The following is a 20280-nucleotide window of genomic DNA, read 5'->3' on the forward strand; positions in this document are numbered from 1 at the left end:
GGGCGTGGGTGTGGGTGCGGGTGGGGCGCTGGCCCGGAGGGTGGGCCGCTGGGTCACGTCCGACGCGTCGTCCGTAGCGGTGTGCCCGGCTTCCACAGCTGCACTGCCAGGTACGTCCCGTCCTCGATGTACGTACGGACCACCTCCGTCAGTTCGGCGCGGAAGAGATGGAACGCCGCCGGGTCCGGCAGACTGACCGCGTCCACATAGCGCGCGGCGACCTGCGGGTCCCGCACCTCGACCGCCCGGCCCGCGATACGGACGTCGCCGCCCGCCATCCCGGTACCGGATCCGGGATTCGCCTGGAGCGCGAAGCGCGGGTCCCGGCGCAGGTCGAGCGCCTTGAGAGAGCTCGGCATCATGCCCAGCCACAACTCCCCGGACAGGAAACGGACTTCGAGCCCGGTGGTACGCGGCGACCCGTCCTTGCGCAGGGTGGCGAGGACATGGTGGGTGAACGCGCCGAAGCGCTTCTCGACGATCTCGGCGAGACCGGGCTGTGCCGCGGCGAAGGCTTCCCAGTTGTACGACGTCTTGCCCGACATGTTGTACGACATGGCTTGGAGTCTGTCGCCGATAGCAGACATCTCCTGTCGTCTTTGGCCGCCCGACTCTCCTGCCTCTCCGCCTTCCCCCGCTCCCGTCCCTCCCGCGGAGCGGCGCCCCTGTTCTCCTGCACGTACCGCCGGTACCTTCCGCCTCGTACGGCCAGGGATGGAGGACAGATGCAGGCTCCCACACCGATACCCGTCGAACGGCTGCAGTTCGCGATGCCACCCGTGCACGCCTCGCCGGCGGACGAACGGCGGTATCGGAAGGAGCGCCTCGCCGGGGCGCTGCGGATCTTCGGGCGGCTCGGGTACGAGGACGGGGTCTCCGGGCACATCACCGCCCGCGACCCGGAGTACACCGACTGCTTCTGGGTGAACCCCTTCGGGATGCCCTTCAAGCACATCACCGTCAGCGACCTCGTCCTCGCCAACGCCGACGGGCAGGTGGTCGAAGGGCGGTACCACGTCAACCAGGCCGCCTTCACCGTGCACGCCCAGGCGCACCTGGCCAGGCCCGATGTCGTCGCCGTCGCCCACTGCCATTCGCTGCACGGCCGCGCCCTGTCCACACTCGGCGAACTCCTCGACCCCATCACCCAGGAGGCCTGCGCGTTCTACGAGAGCCACGCGCTGTATGACGGCTATACCGGCGTCGTCGTGGACGCCGAGGAGGGGCGCAGGATCGCGACCGCGCTCGGCGATCACAAGGCGGTGATCCTGCGCAACCACGGCCTGCTCACCGTGGGGGACTCCGTCGACGCCGCGGCCTGGTGGTTCCTCTCCATGGAACGCTCCTGCCAGGTCCAGCTGAGCGCACGCGCCGCGGGTCGCCCGGTGATGATCGGCCACAAGCAGGCGGTGCAGACGCGCGAGCAACTCGGCAGCGACCTGGTCGCCTGGATCAACTACCAGTCCCTGTGGCAGGACATCAGCCGCAGCGAACCGGACCTGCTGGCCTGAGGCACCGGCCGCCCCCTCCCGTGACCGCCATGTCAACGCGCGTGTGGCCCATTCACCCCCGCTGACCTGACCCGTGGGAGTCGTACGCCCCTCGGTGCGGCACAATTCCCTTCCTCTGCAAGGTAGTTCGCAAGGTAGTTCACGGCAGTGCACGGCAGTGCACGGCAGTGCACGGCAGTCCAAGGCAGTGCAAGGTAGTTCACGGCAGCCTCAAAGGCTTCGAGGGTGGGGAAGGCGGCGTACGCGGTGGCGGTGCAGGAGGCGAGACAGGGTGTGCACGGGGGCGGCTGCACGTGTGGCGGCTGCCCGCACGGCGCGCGCGAGGGGCACCGGCGCGCCGTGGCCGCGTTCCTCACCAAGCGCGACGAACTGGCGGCCGGGCAGGGGCTGCCCGTGGCCGTCGCGCACTCGGCGGGAGCGTCGCGCCAGTGGGTGTCGGACGAGTTGACGCAGTCCGCGCGGACCGTCGCCGAGCGCGGCAGGGCAGAGGGCCAGGCCTGGCTGCGGCGCCTGTGGACACGCACGCTCGGCGTCGTCTGGGGCTCCTTCGGTGTCCTCCTCCTGGTCCAGGCGCTCACCGCGATCGGCAACGGCTGGTCGGCGGCGCGCACGGCGGGTCTTCTCGCCGGTCTGGCCGTGGGCGGGTTGCTGACCGGCGCGGCATACGTCCACCGGCAGCACGGCGGCGTCCTCGCACCGGTCATCGGTGAGGACAACCGGCTCTCCACCTCGCGTGCCGTGGCCGCCTGCTGGGTGCTCCTCGTCGTCTTCGCGGTGCTGGTCCTCGCGGGGCAGTTGGCCGCGGCATCGGGGCACCGGCAGCGCGACGAGCTGATCGCCGGGCTGGAGCTCGGCCGCGCCGCGGGGGTCGTGACCGTCCTCGCCGTGGTGTGCGGGGTCGCCGTCCTCGTCCGCAGGGTCGTCGGCCTGCGCGTGCTGGGCCAGCGGCTGCAGAAGGTGCCCGCGGACCGGCCCCGGGCCGCCGACCCGCTCACCGACGACGCGGGACGCGGCAGCTTCACCGACGCGCAGTATGTCCTGGTCAGCGCCGTCGCCGTGGTCTTCGCCGCCGTACGTCTCGCGCGGCGGCCCGAGCAGCTCCCCGATCTGCCGTGGGGGCTCGCCGTCCTGGTCCTGGTGTCGGCCGCGACATACCTCGCGGGGAAGTACTCCGAAGGCGGCCGCCCCGTGATCCTCTCCGTGGTCCGGGCGCGGGAGGCCGGTGACCTCGACGCCCCGATCCGCACGGGCGACGACATCGAGATCCGCGGCGCGGGCTTCGTGCCACCCGGTGCGGGCGACGCGGACCGGCTTGCCCGCATGGTCGTCCGGATCGGCGCCGTGCACGTCCACGTCCCGCTCGTGCCGGTGCCCGGCGGCTTCAGCAATCCGGCCGACGCGACGCTGACCGTGCCCGTCCCGGTCGACGTCGAGCCTGGCCGTATCGACGTGCAGGTCGTCACCGCCGCCGGCGTGGAGACGAACCGCGTCACGATCGACGTCACGGACTGAGCCGACAGCCTCGGTAGCCCCCGGCAGACCCGACAGCCCCAACAGACCCGACGGCCCCGGCGGGCTGACGCGGCCTTGGCAGGCTCGGCCGACCCGAGAGCTCCGGCGGGCTGACGCGGCCTTGGCAGGCTCGGCCGACCCGACAGCCCCGGCGGGCTGACACGGCCCCGGCAGGCTCGGCGGGTTGACTGGCGGCAGAGGCTCCCCTGGGGCTTCGTGTCCGGTGTCGTGAAATTCCCGCCGGACGGTGGGTTGAGCAGCGGACCCTCCTCGTACGTATGGTCAGAAGGCGGGGGCTGAAGGGGGAATACGGGAGAGGCGGCACAGCCATGGCTCACGGCATGCGGACGGACAGCCACACCAGATCCTCCCGGCGGGACGACTGGCGGCAGTCCGCCACCCGCTACGCCCTGCTCCCACTCCGGATCTTCCTCGGCGTCACCTTCATCTACGCCGGCCTGGACAAACTCACGGACAGCACCTTCATGCGCGCCGACGGAGCCGACTCGATCGGCGCGACGATGGAGGGCGTCCGCGACATCTCCGCGATCCCCGCTCTGGTCGACCTCTCCCTGAAGAACCCCGTCGGCTTCGGCTACGCCATCGCCCTCGGTGAACTGGTCGTCGGCATCGGCACCCTGCTCGGCCTGTTCGCCCGGATCGCCGCTCTCGGCGGTGCGCTGATCTCGCTCAGCCTGTGGCTGACCGTCAGCTGGTCGACTGAGCCCTACTACTACGGCAACGATCTCCCGTACATGTTTTGCTGGGTGCCGCTGGTGCTGGCCGGGGCGCCGTACTGGTCACTGGACGCCCTGATCAGGGGCCGACGACATCAGCGGTCAGAGTCCGCCTGGTAGTCCGACAGATGCCTGTACAGCGTCGCCCTGGACACTCCTAGAGCCCGGGCGATGGCGCTGATGCTCTCGCCCTTGCCCTTCCTCGCCCTGGCAACGGCCAGTAGATCGTCGTTGACGACCGTGGGGCGTCCTCCGGTGCGCCCTTGCGCCTTGGCTGCCTCTAGTCCGGCCTTGGTCCTGTCCTTGATCAGAGAGCGCTCGAACTCGGCCATGGCGGCGATGATTTGGAAGAAGAGCCGACCGTCCGCAGAGGTGGTGTCTACGGCGCTGAGGGCCCCCGTGAGCACCTTGAAGCCGATCCCGCGCTCCCTCAGGCCGTCCACGATGCCCACAAGGTCGATGAGGGACCTTCCGAGCCTGTCCAGCTTCCAGACGACCAGGACATCCCCCTCTCTGAGGTAGCCGAGTGCTGCGCTCAGCTCGGGGCGGTCGGTGTTCTTGCCGGATGCCTTGTCCTCGAAGATCCGAGAACATCCCGCTGCGGTGAGGGCGTCCCGCTGGAGCTGCGCCTCCTGGTCGTCAGTTGAGACCCGGGCATAGCCGATGAGGTGGGTGGTGGGTGTCGTCACGCCGTCAACGTCTCATAACTCGTCTCAAAATATCAAGGGCTCGGTGAGGGTTCCGAGACGAGTTTTGAACGCCTTGGGCGGGTCCTGCGCGCTCCTCTGTCTGCCGTCTCGTAAACCAAGGTTTCTGAGACGCTCTTCGGTGAGCCTTGAGGCGGGACCGGGGGGTAATGGAGGGTGGGGTTCGCCGCAGGGACCGCAGGGGCAGGTTCCTGCGACGCTGTACGGGTTTCAGTGCTTGCCGCGCTCCGCGCACCTCGTGCACTGGCAGGGAGGCCAGGCGAGCGTGGCAAGGGGCTGAAGGTCGTCCGCCGTGGATACGACTTGCTCCTGCTCCCATGTCTTCCCCGAGTCACGAGAGACGCGCAGGGTCATCAAGGGCGGTCGTCGAGGAGTTCAACTGTCCTGTCGGCGCTCATGAGTTGTGCGCCTCGGTGTGGTGCTGGCGCAACTCGACGTTCGCATCGGAGACGGCGCTGTAGTCGCCTCTCGACCGGGAATTCCTCCGCCGTACGCAGATGCCGAGACAGGTGGTGCATCCTGATACCGCTCTTGGTTCTGGCGGCAGTTCGGTGAGCCCGTAGCTCTGAGGTTGCTGTGCACTCGCCATCAGTCCTCCCGGGTTTCGTGACCCATTCATGGTCCACCGGTTGACGAATGGCGCCGATCATTATTCCTCTTCCTGACTAAAGATCATCGATAGTGCCCTGCACACTGTTCAAGCAACTCCCTTGCTTCACCTCCGAATAGAGCGTAACGCTCAAACGAGGTGAAGACGGCGATGTACTCAGAGACGTCACGGGGATCACGAAAGGCCATGCGGCCGGTGAAGTTCTCCACCGTAGCCAATCTGTGGTCATAGACCGTGAAGGTGTTCATCGGCCCTCGCGGTATCACCGTGCCCAATGGGATGACTCCCATACGGATATTGGGAAGGTGAGAGATCGACGTGAGGCGGCCTATCTGAACGGCCAGGGCGGAGTGTGGGGCGATCGCCCACCTGACTGCCTGTTCCGTGAGGAGAAACGTGAACGTTTTCGCCGTGTCGTAGAGGATGGCTTGACGCTCCAGCTTCTTGGCAACGGTCTTGGAAGGGTCGCCCGGTGTGTGGCTCAGGCTGGCACGGATGTATTCCGGTGTCGCCAACAGTCCGGTGATCATCGCTGGCAGAAAGTATCGCAGCTCTGTTGCTTCGGACTCCAGTGAGGCCAACTCTGCCTGGCGCTTCTCCATCCCCCTGCGCCAGGAAGAGCGCTTGTCCTGCCACTCGGTGTTGGCGATTCGAGCGAGGGCGGTAATCTCCGTGACCAGCTCAGGGGGAGCGTCCAGGGCGCGAAGAATGCGCTCGACGTCGACCAGCTTCGGCGTCTTCTTACCGGTCTCGAACTTGCTGATCTGACTCTGGGACATGTTGCAGCGCCGTGCGAGACGATCACCTGTGAGACCGGCCCGCTTGCGCAACTCGCGGAGCGTTTCTGCCAGATCAGTCCTTGACTGCGCCAGCTGCTCAGGCTCGAACGTCACTCGTCACTCGAATTCTTTCACGTACTCGGAGAACGGTACGGAGTGAGCCAGGGCTATGCGCTTCCATTCCAGATATGGGGAGATCTCTCCAGTGAACAGTTCACGGTTGATCTGTGTCCCGTCTGGCCGGAAGTTGAGGTGGACCACTTGTGTCTCGTCGAACAACCACCAGTCGGTTCCCGAGAGCGGCAGACCGTAGTCATCGTGCGTGACATCCAGGACGCGGATATCCTCCCCGGCTTGGATGTTGCCAGGGATTCCCCAAGCGAACTGGTATCGCTGATAGTCCGTCAATGGCTGCCGTACGACCCGCACTCGCCCTATGCTCCGGCCCGAGGTCACGTAGCCGTGAACGCGCTCATGCCAGCGTGAGTTGTGGTCGGCGGGCTTGGGCTCATCCCGAAGGAACCGAGCAACATTCTCGGTCTCCTTGGGCATGGTGTACGTGGGCTGAGCCTCGAACCGCCAGGCTTCGCGCTGGAAGGCGTCGAACGTCCTGCGCCATTCATTACCATCCAAGAGCACGTACGGCCTCCCTGAGCACTGCTTCGGGGATCTCCACCAGGGCCTCGCCCTCCGGCGGTTGGAAGACTGTGGAGACGTCTCCCTGGACCACGATGGAGCCGTTGGCCGTGCGGTAGAGGTTCGGGCAGTCGTCGTCATCGCAGTTGGGCCCGTCGAACTTGCCGGTGAGACGGATCAGATCCTCACGTGCCATGGTGTCCCCTTGTCTACGGCCCCTGTTGGAACCTTCGCTGATCGACGCTACGCAGGCCGTTGTCCCTCGTCCATGCCGACTCTGAACTATTCCGGTTGCGGAATAAAGGATCTTGAAAGGCTCCTTGAGGAAGCTCCCGGGTCCCTGTCGGTCATTGTGTGACCCCGCTCTCACTTTTTGCGAGTTCTGTCCCGGACTTCAGTGAAGGACACGTGCATATTTAATGTGGGGGTTGTGTATACCCCCCACGAAAAGAGTCTCTAGGGACCACTGGTGCTAGTGGGTACCCCCTTCGAGGAGGATGCCCGCAGAGTCAGTGAATAGTGAATGGCTCGCTTCGGTTTCCTAGGTCCACCTCTCCACCGAAGTCGGTGGTATTGGAGACTCCCTTGGTGAGTGGGTGTAGCCGGATGGTGATCCCTGCCTTCAGCAGGTGACGTGTCCTCTCGGCTTCATTTCCCTTGTTCCTCTCCCACATGTGGCGGAAGGTCTCCCCGGTGTCCCGGTACTCGTACCGGTCCGGCTTGTCTCCCTCGGCCGCCAGGGAATCATGTTCCTCGTAGAGGGCTGCAATCTCTTCTTCCGTGGCCTTCTTCGCGAATCCCGATGAGTTCTTGCCGCCGGGGCGGATGGATCTCTGGAGTTCCGTTACGTACTCTTCGATCTCCTGAAGCCTCTGAGAGTTGTTCGACCCTTTGACGTAATGGCGCTCATGCATACGGAAGTCCCCGATGGTTCCGAGGATCATCGTCTCGACAAGCTCCTCCACCTTCTCGGCCCGGAAGGCGTACCCCTTGCCGCAGGACTCCCGATTTGCTGACTTGTTGCACCGGTACACCGGCTTGCCTTGCTGTCTTTCCGGGTTGAAGAGGTATAGGTTCCTCCCGCAGCCGCCGCAGAGGACAACTCCGCGATAGGCGGTTGTGTTCTTTGTGGAGCGGCGGGCGGAACCGGGGCGCCCGTTCATCTCCTGCTGGAGCTTCGCCCATTCTTCGTCTGTAAGAATGGGGTCTGCCATCCGAATCTTCCCTTCAGATGTGAGGATGGCTTGCGATACCCCGTACTTCTTTCCGGGGACCTTCACCTCTTCGCACTTCCAACCGAGGATGGTTTCCGACCTCAGGATGTTGGTGATGGTGCGACTCCGCCACACAGGCATGGATGTGCCGTTCTTCTTTCGGCGCTCCGACATCCTCTCGCCCGCAGGAGAGGGGACCCCTCTGGAATTGAAGTCATCACAGATAGTCGAGTAAGGTTCTCCGTCCTCGACTACTCGCTTGTACATCTCTCGAATGGCTTGCTTTTGATTCTCCCGGACGCGAAGCCTCATTGCGCCGTCGGTGTCACGGAACGACTCGTAGCCGTAGGGCGGGTTTCCCTTGGCCCAGACGTTCTTCGATTTGGCGTAACTCTGGAATGACTTGACGCGCATGGAGATGTTCTGCGCTTCGGTTTCGGCGATAGCCGCGAACAGGTCGATGATGACGTGCCGGAAAGGGCCGACCATGTCGAGCACGGGTTCCTTGACCGAAACCAAGGCTTTGCCACCATGTGCGGTCGCCCACTTGATCATGTCCTGCATGTCGACGACCTTGCGGACGAACCGGTCCATCTTCCAGAACAGCAACAGGTCGAACTCTGGGGCTCGGTTGTTCAGCCACTCTCCGAGTTCCGGTCTCTCGAAGGGGTGTGACTTGGTGGCGGAGATGTGAGCGTCTCTGGCCACGCCTACCACCTGCCAGCCGAGGTGCTGCCTCTCGTTCACGTAGGCCGTGCAGTCCTGGAGCTGCCGCTCCAACGACGTAGATGCATCGGTCTCGTTGCTGATCCTGAGGGCGATCAGTACCCGCACAGGCTTCATGGATCGTGACCCTACAATGGCGATACGCAAGTAACCTGGCGTATCTGATGGCTTGGCTGCCGCTGCCGCTGGTGCTCGCCGGAGCCTCCGTCCTCTCCCTGGACGCCCTGCTCGCCGCCCGTCGGGGGCACTCATGGGGCACCGCCAAGCCCTGAGGGCCGTGGTCGTGTGGCGGGCTTACTCGGTTTCGACTCGCCCTATCGGATCGGGGTCGCTCGCCAGTGCCTCGCACGCGGCCTGCCGCATGGGGTCACCGGGGCGAAGCGGGGTGCGGAGGTAGGCGGCGGTGAGCCGGGCGAGGGCGGCGACTCGTTCGGGGTTCTCGTCGGTGGTCTCCGCGGCGTCGTATCCGGCGACGCTGCCGAGTCCGTGCTCCGCGTCGAACAGTGAGCAGGGTCTTGGGCGCGGGCGCGGGCGCGGGGGCGAGGGCGGGCGCGGGGCGAGGGCGTAGGGTCGGCGTGCCAGTCGGGTCCCATGTCCGTGAAGTGCTGGGAGTCATCCTTGTCGCCGACGACGACCAGCGCGGGTGTGGTCATCGTGGACAAGCCGATGGTCCGGACGGCCGGCAGCGCGTCAGCCATCGGCCCGTTCAGGAGTCGCCCCTGCCGGGTGCGGCGAGCAGCACGCCCGCCTTGATCAGGGGGTCGAAAAGGCTCACCGCTTCCGCCTCGTCGGGCCCGGTGACCTGGGCGCCGAGCAGGAGGCTGGAGGTGAAGCCGCCGAACGAGCGCCCGGCGAGGGCGACTTCGGCTCCGAGGCCATGAGCGGACCGGTGTTGGTGATTGAGCTGGCGGAGGCGGTCCCTCGCGCCGCGATTCTGCGACTGCACGAGTTTCTGGCGCGTTCCTCGGCCCGTTGCGAGGAAAAAGGCTCGGCGAATACGACCTGCACATCCACGCGGAGAGCCTCGGCATCGAGGACACCGGGGGTGTCGACGGGCCTCGGCCCGTGCTGGTCTCTCTCATGGGGCCCGGTATCGGCGACGAGGCCGTCTTCGAGGCCGAACACGCGGATGAAGTCGACCAGGAACCCCTCATCGGCTTCACCCCGACCCACGCCGTCGACGTCAGCGCCTTCTGCCACTGTCCAGTCGATCACGTCGTCACAGCCCTGCTGACAGCCGCCGTCATGGACCTGATCGGCGGCGTTGCCAACATCGAACTGCTGGAAGACCAGGTGCCGATCGTCACGCGCCTTCCCGGCCTTGTCGTCACGATGACCGATCCGTGGCCTGCCGCGTACGGCTCGGCGGAATTCCTCAGAGCCTGGGTCCGACAACCGGGCTTCCGGCTCCTGAAGTAACCGGAACCTATGTCGTCGGGTCAGACCAGTGGTACCCGCTCGCGCACCACGCTTCAGACCCGTCGCCGCCGATATCCCGGGCCTACTCGCGCGGCTCTTCGGAGCACCGGGTGCGGCCGCTGCGACGGGCCGCGCCGCGCGGGCGTATCCCATGGATCGCCGCCGCCACGCCCGCGACCAGCAGCCCCACCATCACCAGCGGGAGCGCCACGAACCACGGCGCTTCCCACGCGCCGCCGGCGTCGCCCGCGTACACGACGGCGACCGCCAGCAGGAAGAGGCCCGCCACCAGCTTGCCGGGATGAAGTTCATGACGTAGCACGGGTCACCTTCGCTTGTCCGACGCCCACTTCGAGCCGCAGATCGATGGTGCCGCCGTCCGCGCCGCCGGCGGGCGGCTTCAGCGTCACCTTCTCCTCCCGGCCCGGAGCGATGTCCAGGTCCTTGCCCTTGTCGTCCGGCAACACGATGTCGCCGACGCCCACTTCCGCGTGCAGCCGCACGGTCACGTCCTTCGGCACGATCACTCTGAGGTCACCCACGCCGGCCTCGGCACTGGTTTTAAGCGTCCGGCCCTTGGCGACGTCGATCTTGCTCAGGTCGAGCGTTCCCGTGCCCAGGTCCAGCTCGTACTGGGAGCGGACGTCCGCTGCCGTCGCCGGTATCCAGTCGGTGCGGGCGTAGTGCGTCGTGATGTCCTTCGGCAGGGCCGCCGCGGCCGCGAGGAGTCCGGCGGTCAGCACGGCGAGCACGATCGAACCCGCTCCTGTGCGCCCCAGGAAGGCACTGATCGCGATACCGAGACCGAACACCGCGAGCGCGCAGGCCAGGCCGGTCTGCAGCGTGGTGCCGAGCGGTTGGCTCTCCCAGGTCAGACCGGTGCCGAGGCCGCCCGCGACCAAGGCGAGCAGGAACACCCAGCCGCCGATCCGCCGCGGCCCGCGCGGCTTGGGCGGCGGGGCGGCCGCGGCCTCGGCGCGGGGCACACCGTGGTGGCCCGTCGGCTGATAGGCGATGTCGAGGCCTTCGGGGCCCCAGAAGTAGCCGGATATCCCGTCGTGCGTGCCGTCCTTGACGATGGGGTCACGCCACCAGGAGGGACTCCCGGCGACGGGCGGCGCCTTCGCCTCGGGCGGGGCGTCCGCCGCGGCCTGCGCGGCGACCTGGTCCGAGTCAGGGGTCCCGCGCTGCCGCGACCAATACCCCGCGCCCGCGAGGAGGAGGGTCAGGACGGCGGCGAAGGTGAGCGCCCCGCCGTTGTTCAACAAGGTGAGGAAGACGCCGCAGCCGACGAGCGCGAAGAGCACGGCCGTCAGCGCCTGGCCGTCGACCCGGCCGGAGAGGAGCCTGCGCGCCTCGTTCTCCTCCTCGTCCTCGTAGGGCACGAAGAGCCAGGCGAAGCCGTAGAAGACCAGGCCGAGGCCGCTCGTGATGGCGAGGACCGCGACGCCGATGCGGAAGATCACGGGGTCCATGTCGCAGTGCCGCCCGAGCCCTGCGCACACACCGCCGAGCTTTCTGTGCCGACGGTCGCGGTGGAACTTCCGCTCCTCCTCGGGCAGGCCCGGCTCATGACCGCCCGCGGGACCGCCCGGCTCGCCGTACGCGTCGCGCAGGGCGTCGCGGATGGCGGCCTCGGTCTCCGTCTCGGCGGGCTGCTGATCTGTCATGTGTCCATGGTGACCGCCGTGGGCCCGCCGCGGCAGTCGGGAAGACCCTGGCCCGACCCTGATCTCTCCCCTGAGACTCCTCGGGCCTCGACCCTGACAGGGGCGGGCTGGGGGTCGAGATCAGGGAAGTCTCGGGGATTGACCCTGATGTCCGGGCCCGCGCCCGCGTGTGAATATCGAGGCATGCCGGAAGCCGCTGCACCTCCCATTGACGACGCCCGACCGCTGCGCAAGCTCTACCGCAGCGGTGACGGGCGTTGGCTCGGCGGTGTCGCACGCGGCCTCGCGGGACATCTCGGGCTGCCCGTGATCTGGGTCCGGCTCATCTTCGTCGGCCTGTTCACGGCGGACGGCCTCGGCGCTCTGCTGTACGCGGCGTTCTGGTTCTTCGTCCCGCTCGGCGTCGGCGGCGTCGACGCCGAGCGGCCACCCGCGGCCGTGACGACCGAGACGTCGCCGGACGGCCGCCGCAGACTCGTGGCCCGCAAGCCGGACAAGGGGCAGATCGTCGCGCTCCTCGCGATGGTCGTCGTCTCCATGGTCTTCGTCGGCAATGTGGACCTGGACGGTTCGACCCAGGCGTATGTCGTCCCGACCCTGCTCGTCGCCGCGGGCGTCGCCCTGGTCTGGCGGCAGGCCGACAACGCCCGCCGGGCCCGCTGGATGGCCGTCGGCCGGCGAAGGCGCACCCTCACGCTCGCCCGGTCGGCCGCCGGTGTCCTCCTGGTCGGCGCCGGGGTGACCGGCATCTTCGTCCTCCAGGGCTCCGCCGCCCACCTGGGCGCCGTGCTCCAGGCAGCCCTCGCCGTGCTCGTCGGCATCGCGCTCCTCGCCGGCCCCTACCTCGTCCGCATGGCACAGGACCTCTCCGAGGAGCGGCTGATGCGCATTCGCGCCCAGGAGAGAGCCGAGGTCGCCGCCCATGTGCACGACTCCGTGCTGCACACCCTCACCTTGATCCAGCGCAACGCGGAGAGCCCGGGCGAGGTGCGCCGCCTCGCCCGGGCCCAGGAGCGCGACCTGCGGGCCTGGCTCTACAAACCCGAGGGCAACGGCAAGGACGAGGACGAGGAGCCCGACACCCTCGCCGAGGCGGTCCGCCAGAGCGCGGCGGAGGTCGAGGACAAGCACGGCGTCCCGATCGAGGTCGTCGTGGTCGGTGACTGCCCGCTCGACGAGCGGCTCACCGCGCAGATGCAGGCCGCGAGGGAAGCCATGGTGAATGCCGCCAAGTACGGTGGCGAGGGCGGCGCGGTGCAGGTCTTCGCCGAAGTCGAGGCGGAGACGGTGTTCGTGTCCGTCCGAGACCGCGGCCCCGGGTTCGACCTGGATTCGGTACCGGACGACCGCATGGGCGTACGAGAATCGATCATCGGCCGCATGCAGCGCAACGGCGGCACGGCGCGGTTGCGCGCGGTGCCGGGCGGCGGCACGGAAGTCGAGCTGGAGATGGAGAGGACGGCGACGACATGAGCGACGCGACCGAGGCGGGCGAACCCGCGGAGCCGACCGGGTCGGACGAGGGCGGCGCGGGCGGGCGTCGCGTGCGGGTCGTCCTGGTCGACGACCACCGGATGTTCCGCACCGGCGTGCAGGCGGAGATCGGCCGGACCGACATCACGGGCGTCGAGGTGGTCGGCGAGGCCGCCGACGTCGACCAGGCGGTCACGGTCATCACGGCCGCGCGCCCCGAGGTCGTCCTGCTGGACGTGCACCTTCCCGGTGGCGGTGGGGTGGAAGTGCTGCGCCGGTGCTCGCCGTTGATGTCCGACGCGGAGAATCCGGTGCGCTTCCTTGCACTCTCGGTGTCCGACGCCGCCGAGGACGTCATCGGTGTCATCCGGGGCGGTGCCCGTGGCTACGTCACCAAGACCATCACCGGCACGGACCTGGTGGACTCCATCTTCCGTGTGCAGGACGGCGACGCGGTGTTCTCGCCGCGGCTGGCCGGTTTCGTGCTGGACGCCTTCGCCTCCACCGACGCGCCTCCGGTCGACGAGGACCTGGACCGGCTCACGCAGCGCGAGCGGGAGGTCCTGCGGCTCATCGCGCGCGGGTACGCGTACAAGGAGATCGCCAAGCAGCTCTACATCTCCGTGAAGACGGTCGAGTCACATGTCTCGGCGGTCCTGAGGAAGCTCCAGTTGTCCAACCGTCATGAGCTGACGCGGTGGGCGACGGCGCGAAGGCTGGTCTAAGGATCCGGAGCCCGCTGGGCCTACCGGAGCCTGCCGGATCTACGAGACCTGCCGAGGGCCTACGGGACCTACGGGACCTGTCTGGGCCTGCTGAGCCTCCGCAAGGCCCAGCGGTAGTGGGTGAGGGCCTTGGCGGCGCCCAGCAGCTCCGTCAGCCACAGGATCAGGCCGGCGCCCCTGCCGAGGGCGCCGTCGGCGTAGGTCTCGCGGCCCGGTCCGGCGTAGGCGGCCGACGCGAAGGACGCCCGCAGGCCGAGCGTGCACTCAGCGAGGGAGGACAGGAGCCAGAGGAGGCTGAGGCCGGGGGAGCGGAGCCGGGCGTCGGAGGCCGGGGGAGCGGTCAAGAGAGAGCCATGCGTCGGTGAGTTCTCGTAGCCGCCGGTCGCGGCGGATGCTGAGGACGACGCCGACCGCAGCGGGAGCCGGCGCCGCGAGGGCGAGGAGCGCGAGGACCGGGCCGAGAATGAACCCTGTGGCGTCCTTCTCCTCTCACACCACCCGGGTGGCACCGGCGTACGGCATCTCGTCGATCGGGGCGAGCCGGACCGAAGCGCTCGGGTTGGGGGCGTGGATCATCTGGCCGTTGCCCACGTACATGCCGACGTGACTGATGCCCGAATAGAAGAACACCAGGTCACCGGGGCGCAGCGCGGAGCGCGGGATGCGCTCGCCCGCCGCGATCTGGGCGTAGGTGGTGCGAGGCAGCGAGACACCCGCCGAGCGGTACGCGGCCTGGACCAGCCCTGAGCAGTCGAAGGCGCTCGGGCCCGTCGCCCCCCACACGTAGGGACTGCCAATGGCTTTGTACGCGTAGGAAACAGCGGCTGCCGCGCGGGCGTTGGGAGCCTTGGAGGTGCCGCTCAGGGGGGTGTCACGGGCCTGCGTACGGGTGGCCCGGCCGCTGTTGCCGCCTTGGTCATCGCCCGCCGGCTTCCCGTACTCCACGCGCTGCTCCTCGGTGAGCCGGGCCAGCAGCCGTCTGGCCTCACCGAGCTTGCCGGTGACGGTCTTCTTGTGTTTCCTCAGGTCCGCCTGGCGCGCGCGGAGGGTGGCCAGGCGGCCATCGGCCTCGGTACGCAGCTGGTCCAGCTCCTGGAGCCTCTTGCGTACGCCGCTGAGGGCCGCTGCCTGGCGGCTGCCCGCCCGGTCGGCGAGCGAGGCACGGTCCAGGAACTGGTCGGGGTCGGAGGAGAGCGCGAGCTGCACGGAGGGGTCGATGCCGCCCGCGCGGTACTGCGCTGTGGCGTACGCACCCAGGTCGTTGCGGGCGGCGTTGAGTTTCTCCACCTTGCGGGCCGCCTCGTCGCGCAGCTCGTCTAGCGACTTCTCGACCTTTTCGGCCTTCTCCTTCGCGCCGTTGTACTTCTCGGTGGCGATCTCCGCCTCACGGTAGAGCGTGTCGACCCGGGACTTCACCTCGGCGGGGCTGAGCCGGGGGTCCGCGTGCCCGGAGCCGTCGAACGCGGCCATCGAGGCGGCTCCCGCGAGAGCGAGGGTGGCGGCGGTGCGGGCCGTGTGGCCGCTGAGCGAGCGCTGCCTGGGCTTACGGTGCGCTGCCACGAAAGGGCTCCTTAGCTGGCCGGCGGCGGCCCGCACAGGGGGAGCGGGCCACCGCCGGGTTTCTCGGCGGTGGTGGCCGACTGCCGCCCTGAGCGGGGCGGCGGTGGGGAGCCGGTCACCTGGGGGAGGACGCTAAACCGGGGCGTCACGGTCTGGAGGCGGATTGTGCGCAACTGCCGGGGAATGTCGGAATCGTGACCACGCCTGTTCGCGCCGCTGACGGGTCAGGGGCGCCTTCGCGGACAGCCGTGACCAATGTGGCAGTTTGTGCCCTGTCGGTCCGACGGAAGGTGCTATGGGCCCGCCTGTGAGGGGCGGCACGGGTCCGGGCTAGGCTCCGGCCTCATGGACGTACTCATCCATCTCTTCGTCGGCCTGCACATCATCGGTATCGCTTCACTCCTGGGCGGCTTCCTGACTCAGATGAAGCAGATGGGCCAGGGCACCGCCCGCTTCAGTCCCGCGATGCTGCACGGCGCGCTGGTCATGCTTGTCACCGGTGTGGCTCTCGTGGGCCTCAACCAGGCTGACGACAACCCGGTCAACAACGTCAAGATCGGCATCAAGATGGCCGTGCTGATCGTGATCCTCGCGCTGGTCTACGTGAAGCGGGACGAGGAGAAGACCGACAAGGGCGTGTTCGGCGCGGTGGGGCTGCTGACCACGGCGAACATCTTCATCGCCGCGCTGTGGACCTGATCCTGCGGACGTGCGAACGGCCCTCTACGCGCGCGTGGCCCGCGCTCCCGACGGAGCGCGGGCCACGCGCGCGTAGAGGGCCGTTTTCCGCGGCTACGCCGGGCGCACCACGCTGTGGATCGGCATGGAGCAGATCGACTCGACGCGGATCTTCGCACCCGGCTTCGGGGCGTGGATCATCTTGCCGCCGCCGATGCAGATCCCCACGTGGCTGATGTCGTCGTGGAAGAAGGCCAGGTCACCCGGTTCGGCGTCGGCGGTTTTCACGGTCGTGCCCGCCTTCGCCTGGTCCCATGTGGTGCGCGGCAGAGTGATCCCTGCGGCCTTCCACGCGTCCTGGGTGAGCCCGGAGCAGTCGTAGGAGTCGGGCCCGGTCGCGCCCCAGACGTACGGCTTGCCGATCTGCGCCTCGGCGAACGTGATGACCTTCGCGGCCTTGGTGGCGTAAGTGCCGTCGGTGCGTCCGGAGCCGGAGCCGGAGCCGGTACCGGAGTCCGAACCCGAACGGGTGTCCGTGTCGGAGTCACGGCCAGAGTCAGACTTTGGGACCGCCTCCTCCGCCTTGCGCTTGTGCTCCGCCTCGGCGGCCTCCTTGCGGGCCAGTTCCTCGGCCTTGCGCTTGGCCTCCCGCTCCTTTTTCCGCTCGATCGCGGTGAGCCGGGCCCTCTCCTCGGCGGTCAGCTCCGAGAGCAGCTCGCGCGCCTCGCCCAACTTCCTCTGGACGGTCTGCTTGCTCGTCCTGAGGTCGTCCCGCGAGTCGCTCAGCGTCTCCAGGTTCCGTGCGGCCTTCGTGCGCTGCTTCGTCGCCGACGCCTGCTGCGTCCGGTAGTCGTCGACGGCCTTCTTCTGCCGCTTGGTCAGCCGGTCCATCAGGTGGTTCTGGTCGACGTAACCCTGCGGGTCCTCGGCGAGCATCAGCGTGGCGGTGCGGGAGACGGCCCCGGTGCGGTACTGCGCGGCGGCGAAGGAGCCGAGCTCCTGGCGTGCCTCGTTCAGCCTGCCCGCGCGCCTGGCCACGTCGTCGAGCAGCCGGTCGGCCTTCTTGCGCTGCTTCCCGGTCTTCTCCTTGGCCGCGTTGTACTTCTGGGTGGCCATGCCCGCTTGGTGGTACAGGTCGTCGACCTTCTGCCGCACCTCTTCGAGACTGGGCTTCGCCGGTATGGAGGGCGCCGCCTGCGCGCTCTGTGACAGGAGTGCCACGGAGGTGAGGGCGGCCGTCGTGATGCCGACGGCGGGAGCAGTGCGTACTCCAGGCATCCCGGCCATCCCGGCCATTCCGGTTATTCCTGCTGTTCCGGTTGTCCGGGTCCGCGGTTTGCGGTGCGACGCCAAGGGAGGCGACTCCTTCCGTAGACCGCCTACCGGGTTAGCTGTCGGGTTCGGGCGAGTGGTCCGGAAGGCTGCCCTACAGTCCCGTACTTCGTACGGGACCGATTCACCCCAAGTTTTCGGTGGGTCCCCGGCTCCGAACATGTCGGACTCGGCGGAGGCAGCCCGTTCCCGGCGGGATTCGCCGGTGGGGGGACGAGCGGCCCGCGGGGCACGCTAGCCAACTTGTGTGACGCGTGTGAAGGTTGATGTTCGATATGCCCGATACATTTTCGTTACGTCGCGGGGCTCCTGGCCGGGGCGGGCGGTCGCGTGGCAGGGCGTGACCGGACGCGGGCGGGGCGTAGGCGGGGCGGGTTCCGGAGGAAGGTGGCCGGAACCCGGGGCGGGTTGTCAGTGGGGCCGCCTAGACTCGGGAGGCGATGAGCAGCCTCTTTGATGACAGCTTCCTGGCGGACCTGCAGCCTTCCCGGGCCGCGGGCGAAGAGCCCCCGCCGCCGCCCGAGGACAGTGCTCCGGAACCGATTCCGGACGACCTGTTCAGCGGGAAGTTCGACGTGCCCATGACCCGGGACACGCACTACCGCGACGGAGCCCCGCGCCCGGTCATCGACCCGGCGACGCTCCTGGAGGGGCTGAACGAGAACCAGCGTGCGGCGGTCGTGCACGCCGGCTCCCCGCTGCTCATCGTCGCCGGCGCCGGTTCCGGCAAGACCCGCGTGCTGACCCACCGCATCGCGTACCTCCTCGCTGAGCGCGGTGTGCACCCCGGCCAGATCCTCGCGATCACCTTCACGAACAAGGCCGCGGGCGAGATGAAGGAGCGCGTCGAGCAGCTCGTCGGCCCCCGGGCCAACGCGATGTGGGTCTCGACCTTCCACAGCGCCTGCGTCCGCATCCTGCGCCGCGAGTACAAGAAGCTGGGCTTCACGTCCTCCTTCTCGATCTACGACGCCGCGGACTCCAAGCGTCTGATGGCCCTGGTCTGCCGCGACCTGGACCTCGACCCGAAGAAGTTCCCGCCGAAGTCCTTCAGCGCCAAGATCTCCAACCTGAAGAACGAGCTGATCGACGAGGAGGACTTCGCCGGTCAGGCGGCGGACGGTTTCGAGAAGACCCTCGCCCAGGCCTACGCCATGTACCAGTCGCGCCTGCGCGAGGCGAACGCCCTGGACTTCGACGACCTGATCATGACGACGGTCCACCTCCTGCGCGCCTTCCCGGACGTCGCCGAGCACTACCGCCGCCGTTTTCGGCACGTCATGGTCGACGAGTACCAGGACACGAACCACGCGCAGTACGCCCTGGTGCGCGAGCTGGTCGGCCCCTCCGGAGGCGAGGGCCGTGATTCCGGCGAACCCGGCGAACCGGCCGAGCTGTGCGTGGTGGGTGACGCGGACCAGTCGATCTACGCCTTCCGCGGCGCCACCATTCGCAACATCCTCCAGTTCGAGGAGGACTACACCGACGCCACCACGATCCTCCTGGAGCAGAACTACCGCTCCACGCAGACGATCCTGAGCGCTGCGAACGCGGTCATCGAGCGGAACGAAAGCCGTCGCCCGAAGAACCTCTGGACCAACCAGGGCGCGGGCGCCCGCATCACCGGCTATGTGGCCGACACCGAGCACGACGAGGCGCAGTTCGTCGCCGACGAGATCGACCGGCTCACGGACGCGGGCGATGCGAAGGCCGGCGACGTCGCGATCTTCTACCGCACGAACGCCCAGTCCCGTGTCTTCGAAGAGATCTTCATCCGCGTCGGCCTGCCCTACAAGGTCGTCGGCGGCGTCCGCTTCTACGAGCGCAAGGAGGTCCGCGATGTGCTGGCCTACTTGCGCGTGCTCGCCAACCCCGAGGACGCGGTCCCGCTGCGCCGCATCCTGAACGTCCCGAAGAGGGGCATCGGCGACCGTGCCGAGGCGATGATCGACGCGCTCGCGCAGCGCGAGAAGATCTCCTTCCCGCAGGCGCTGCGCCGCGTCGACGAGGCGTACGGAATGGCGGCCCGTTCGACCAACGCCGTCAAGCGGTTCAACACGCTCATGGAGGAGCTGCGGACCGTCGTCGAGTCCGGCGCGGGCCCGGCCGTCGTCCTGGAGGCCGTGCTCGAACGGACCGGCTACCTCGCCGAGTTGCAGGCCTCGACCGACCCGCAGGACGAGACCCGTATCGAGAACCTCCAGGAACTCGCCGCCGTCGCGCTGGAGTTCGAGCAGGAAAACGCCCAGGCGGCCGGTGCCCAGGAGAACGGTCAGGCGGAAGACGGCGAGGGGGCCGCCGCCCCGGCCGGCACGCTCTCCGACTTCCTGGAGCGCGTCGCACTCGTCGCCGACTCCGACCAAATTCCGGATGAGGAGGACGACGGCTCCGGAGTCATCACCCTCATGACGCTGCACACCGCCAAGGGCCTCGAATTCCCCGTGGTGTTCCTGACCGGCATGGAGGACGGCGTCTTCCCGCACATGCGCTCCCTCGGGCAGGTCAAGGAGTTGGAGGAAGAGCGCCGCCTCGCCTACGTGGGCATCACGCGCGCGCGTGAGCGGCTCTACCTGACGCGGTCCTCGATGCGCAGCGCTTGGGGCCAGCCCTCGTACAACCCGCCGTCGCGCTTCCTCGAAGAGATTCCGGATACGCATCTGGACTGGAAGCGGAAGGGTTCCGTCGGCGCTCTCGCGTCGTCGGGTCCGGCCGCGGGCATCGCCTCGTCGCTGTCCTCCTCGCGGTCGCGCACGGGCGGCGCGCAGGGCTTCGCCACGCGCCGCGCCTCGGAGAAGCCGGTGGTCGCGCTGGCGGTCGGGGACCGGGTCACGCATGACCAGTTCGGCCTCGGGACCGTGGTCGGGGTGAAGGGCACGGGTGCGAACGCCGAGGCGACGGTGGACTTCGGCGAGCCCAAGCCGAAGCGGCTCCTGCTGCGGTACGCACCGGTCGAGAAGCTGTAACGCCCGGGGCGGCGGCAGGGATCCGGAG

Annotated in this window: 19 protein-coding genes, 1 pseudogene and 1 riboswitch; of the genes and pseudogenes, 8 read left to right on the forward strand and 12 right to left on the reverse strand. The window is 68.2% G+C overall.

Going from position 1 to position 20280, the window contains the following annotated elements; genetic code table 11:
• Positions 1-53: 53 nt before the first annotated feature.
• The gene (locus ACOBQB_RS32510) at positions 54-557 is read right to left on the reverse strand and encodes a pyridoxamine 5'-phosphate oxidase family protein (protein WP_423596806.1); all 504 of its coding nucleotides are present in this window, start codon (positions 555-557) and stop codon (positions 54-56) included.
• A gap of 168 nt (positions 558-725) precedes the next feature.
• Between ACOBQB_RS32510 and ACOBQB_RS32515 the strand changes: the two genes are divergently transcribed.
• The 3 genes from ACOBQB_RS32515 (at position 726) to ACOBQB_RS32525 (ending at position 3880) form a co-directional block, all read left to right on the forward strand.
• Positions 726-1511: a class II aldolase/adducin family protein gene (locus tag ACOBQB_RS32515; protein WP_423596808.1), complete on the forward strand. Its 786-nt coding sequence runs from the start codon at positions 726-728 to the stop codon at positions 1509-1511.
• A 246-nt stretch (positions 1512-1757) separates the two neighbouring features.
• On the forward strand, positions 1758-3023 hold the full coding sequence (locus ACOBQB_RS32520) for a hypothetical protein (protein ID WP_423598907.1): 1266 nt from the start codon (positions 1758-1760) through the stop codon (positions 3021-3023).
• Between the two features lie 329 nt (positions 3024-3352).
• The gene (locus ACOBQB_RS32525) at positions 3353-3880 is read left to right on the forward strand and encodes a DoxX family protein (RefSeq protein ID WP_423596810.1); all 528 of its coding nucleotides are present in this window, start codon (positions 3353-3355) and stop codon (positions 3878-3880) included.
• Here ACOBQB_RS32525 and ACOBQB_RS32530 read toward each other — a convergent pair.
• From ACOBQB_RS32530 to ACOBQB_RS32555, 6 genes and pseudogenes are all read right to left on the reverse strand, one after another.
• A complete protein-coding gene (locus ACOBQB_RS32530; protein ID WP_423596812.1) occupies positions 3856-4449 on the reverse strand; it encodes a recombinase family protein in 594 nt (197 codons plus the stop codon). The two genes, ACOBQB_RS32525 and ACOBQB_RS32530, sit on opposite strands and share 25 nt — an antisense overlap.
• 690 nt (positions 4450-5139) lie before the next feature.
• Entirely contained in the window at positions 5140-5970 is an 831-nt protein-coding gene (locus ACOBQB_RS32535; protein WP_423596814.1) for a helix-turn-helix domain-containing protein, read from the reverse strand.
• A 3-nt stretch (positions 5971-5973) separates the two neighbouring features.
• A complete protein-coding gene (locus tag ACOBQB_RS32540) occupies positions 5974-6495 on the reverse strand; it encodes a DUF6879 family protein (RefSeq protein ID WP_423596816.1) in 522 nt (173 codons plus the stop codon).
• Positions 6479-6688 (reverse strand): hypothetical protein, encoded by a 210-nt coding sequence (locus ACOBQB_RS32545; RefSeq protein ID WP_423596818.1) that lies wholly within the window; start codon positions 6686-6688, stop codon positions 6479-6481. The genes ACOBQB_RS32540 and ACOBQB_RS32545 overlap by 17 nt, the downstream gene beginning before the upstream one ends.
• Before the next feature lie 313 nt (positions 6689-7001).
• Positions 7002-8549: a recombinase family protein gene (locus ACOBQB_RS32550; RefSeq protein ID WP_423596820.1), complete on the reverse strand. Its 1548-nt coding sequence runs from the start codon at positions 8547-8549 to the stop codon at positions 7002-7004.
• A gap of 177 nt (positions 8550-8726) precedes the next feature.
• A pseudogene (locus tag ACOBQB_RS32555) lies at positions 8727-9294 on the reverse strand (chlorophyllase); the annotation flags it as partial.
• A 110-nt stretch (positions 9295-9404) separates the two neighbouring features.
• Here ACOBQB_RS32555 and ACOBQB_RS32560 point away from each other — a divergent pair.
• Positions 9405-9851 (forward strand): DUF6368 family protein, encoded by a 447-nt coding sequence (locus ACOBQB_RS32560; protein WP_423596822.1) that lies wholly within the window; start codon positions 9405-9407, stop codon positions 9849-9851.
• Positions 9852-9933: 82 nt separating this feature from the next.
• On the opposite strand, the gene ACOBQB_RS32565 is transcribed toward ACOBQB_RS32560, so the two are convergent.
• Entirely contained in the window at positions 9934-10173 is a 240-nt protein-coding gene (locus tag ACOBQB_RS32565; protein ID WP_423596824.1) for a hypothetical protein, read from the reverse strand.
• Positions 10160-11521 (reverse strand): PspC domain-containing protein, encoded by a 1362-nt coding sequence (locus ACOBQB_RS32570; protein WP_423596826.1) that lies wholly within the window; start codon positions 11519-11521, stop codon positions 10160-10162. Before ACOBQB_RS32570 ends, ACOBQB_RS32565 begins: the two co-directional genes overlap by 14 nt.
• A gap of 183 nt (positions 11522-11704) precedes the next feature.
• Between ACOBQB_RS32570 and ACOBQB_RS32575 the strand changes: the two genes are divergently transcribed.
• Entirely contained in the window at positions 11705-12994 is a 1290-nt protein-coding gene (locus tag ACOBQB_RS32575) for a PspC domain-containing protein (protein ID WP_423596828.1), read from the forward strand.
• Positions 12991-13719: a LuxR C-terminal-related transcriptional regulator gene (locus ACOBQB_RS32580; protein ID WP_423596830.1), complete on the forward strand. Its 729-nt coding sequence runs from the start codon at positions 12991-12993 to the stop codon at positions 13717-13719. The genes ACOBQB_RS32575 and ACOBQB_RS32580 overlap by 4 nt, the downstream gene beginning before the upstream one ends.
• Positions 13720-13787: 68 nt before the next feature.
• Here the strand turns inward: ACOBQB_RS32580 and ACOBQB_RS32585 are convergent, their stop codons facing one another.
• Positions 13788-14063, reverse strand: coding sequence for a hypothetical protein (locus tag ACOBQB_RS32585; protein ID WP_423596832.1), 276 nt, complete (start codon positions 14061-14063; stop codon positions 13788-13790).
• Positions 14064-14208: 145 nt separating this feature from the next.
• Entirely contained in the window at positions 14209-15279 is a 1071-nt protein-coding gene (locus ACOBQB_RS32590; protein ID WP_423596834.1) for an NlpC/P60 family protein, read from the reverse strand.
• 345 nt (positions 15280-15624) lie between these two features.
• On the opposite strand from ACOBQB_RS32590, the gene ACOBQB_RS32595 reads away from it, so the two are divergent.
• Entirely contained in the window at positions 15625-15978 is a 354-nt protein-coding gene (locus tag ACOBQB_RS32595; protein ID WP_423596836.1) for a hypothetical protein, read from the forward strand.
• Positions 15979-16071: 93 nt separating this feature from the next.
• On the opposite strand, the gene ACOBQB_RS32600 is transcribed toward ACOBQB_RS32595, so the two are convergent.
• Entirely contained in the window at positions 16072-17310 is a 1239-nt protein-coding gene (locus ACOBQB_RS32600; RefSeq protein ID WP_423596838.1) for an NlpC/P60 family protein, read from the reverse strand.
• A gap of 8 nt (positions 17311-17318) precedes the next feature.
• A riboswitch (cyclic di-AMP (ydaO/yuaA leader) is annotated at positions 17319-17474 on the reverse strand.
• Positions 17475-17729: 255 nt separating this feature from the next.
• Between ACOBQB_RS32600 and pcrA the strand changes: the two genes are divergently transcribed.
• The gene (pcrA, locus tag ACOBQB_RS32605; RefSeq protein WP_423596840.1) at positions 17730-20252 is read left to right on the forward strand and encodes a DNA helicase PcrA; all 2523 of its coding nucleotides are present in this window, start codon (positions 17730-17732) and stop codon (positions 20250-20252) included.
• Positions 20253-20280 lie beyond the last annotated feature (28 nt).

The organism is Streptomyces sp. G5(2025), assembly GCF_049542075.1.
Classification (GTDB): Bacteria; Actinomycetota; Actinomycetes; order Streptomycetales; family Streptomycetaceae; genus Streptomyces.

Excerpts from the sequence above, each read along its gene's own strand:
- ACOBQB_RS32510 (WP_423596806.1), bottom strand. The coding sequence starts at position 557 with ATGTCGTACAACATGTCGGGCAAGACGTCGTACAACTGGGAAGCCTTC.
- ACOBQB_RS32515 (WP_423596808.1), top strand. The coding sequence starts at position 726 with ATGCAGGCTCCCACACCGATACCCGTCGAACGGCTGCAGTTCGCGATG.
- ACOBQB_RS32525 (WP_423596810.1), top strand. The coding sequence starts at position 3,353 with ATGGCTCACGGCATGCGGACGGACAGCCACACCAGATCCTCCCGGCGG.
- ACOBQB_RS32545 (WP_423596818.1), bottom strand. The coding sequence starts at position 6,688 with ATGGCACGTGAGGATCTGATCCGTCTCACCGGCAAGTTCGACGGGCCC.
- ACOBQB_RS32550 (WP_423596820.1), bottom strand. The coding sequence starts at position 8,549 with ATGAAGCCTGTGCGGGTACTGATCGCCCTCAGGATCAGCAACGAGACC.
- ACOBQB_RS32570 (WP_423596826.1), bottom strand. The coding sequence starts at position 11,521 with ATGACAGATCAGCAGCCCGCCGAGACGGAGACCGAGGCCGCCATCCGC.
- ACOBQB_RS32575 (WP_423596828.1), top strand. The coding sequence starts at position 11,705 with ATGCCGGAAGCCGCTGCACCTCCCATTGACGACGCCCGACCGCTGCGC.
- ACOBQB_RS32580 (WP_423596830.1), top strand. The coding sequence starts at position 12,991 with ATGAGCGACGCGACCGAGGCGGGCGAACCCGCGGAGCCGACCGGGTCG.
- ACOBQB_RS32595 (WP_423596836.1), top strand. The coding sequence starts at position 15,625 with ATGGACGTACTCATCCATCTCTTCGTCGGCCTGCACATCATCGGTATC.
- pcrA (WP_423596840.1), top strand. The coding sequence starts at position 17,730 with ATGAGCAGCCTCTTTGATGACAGCTTCCTGGCGGACCTGCAGCCTTCC.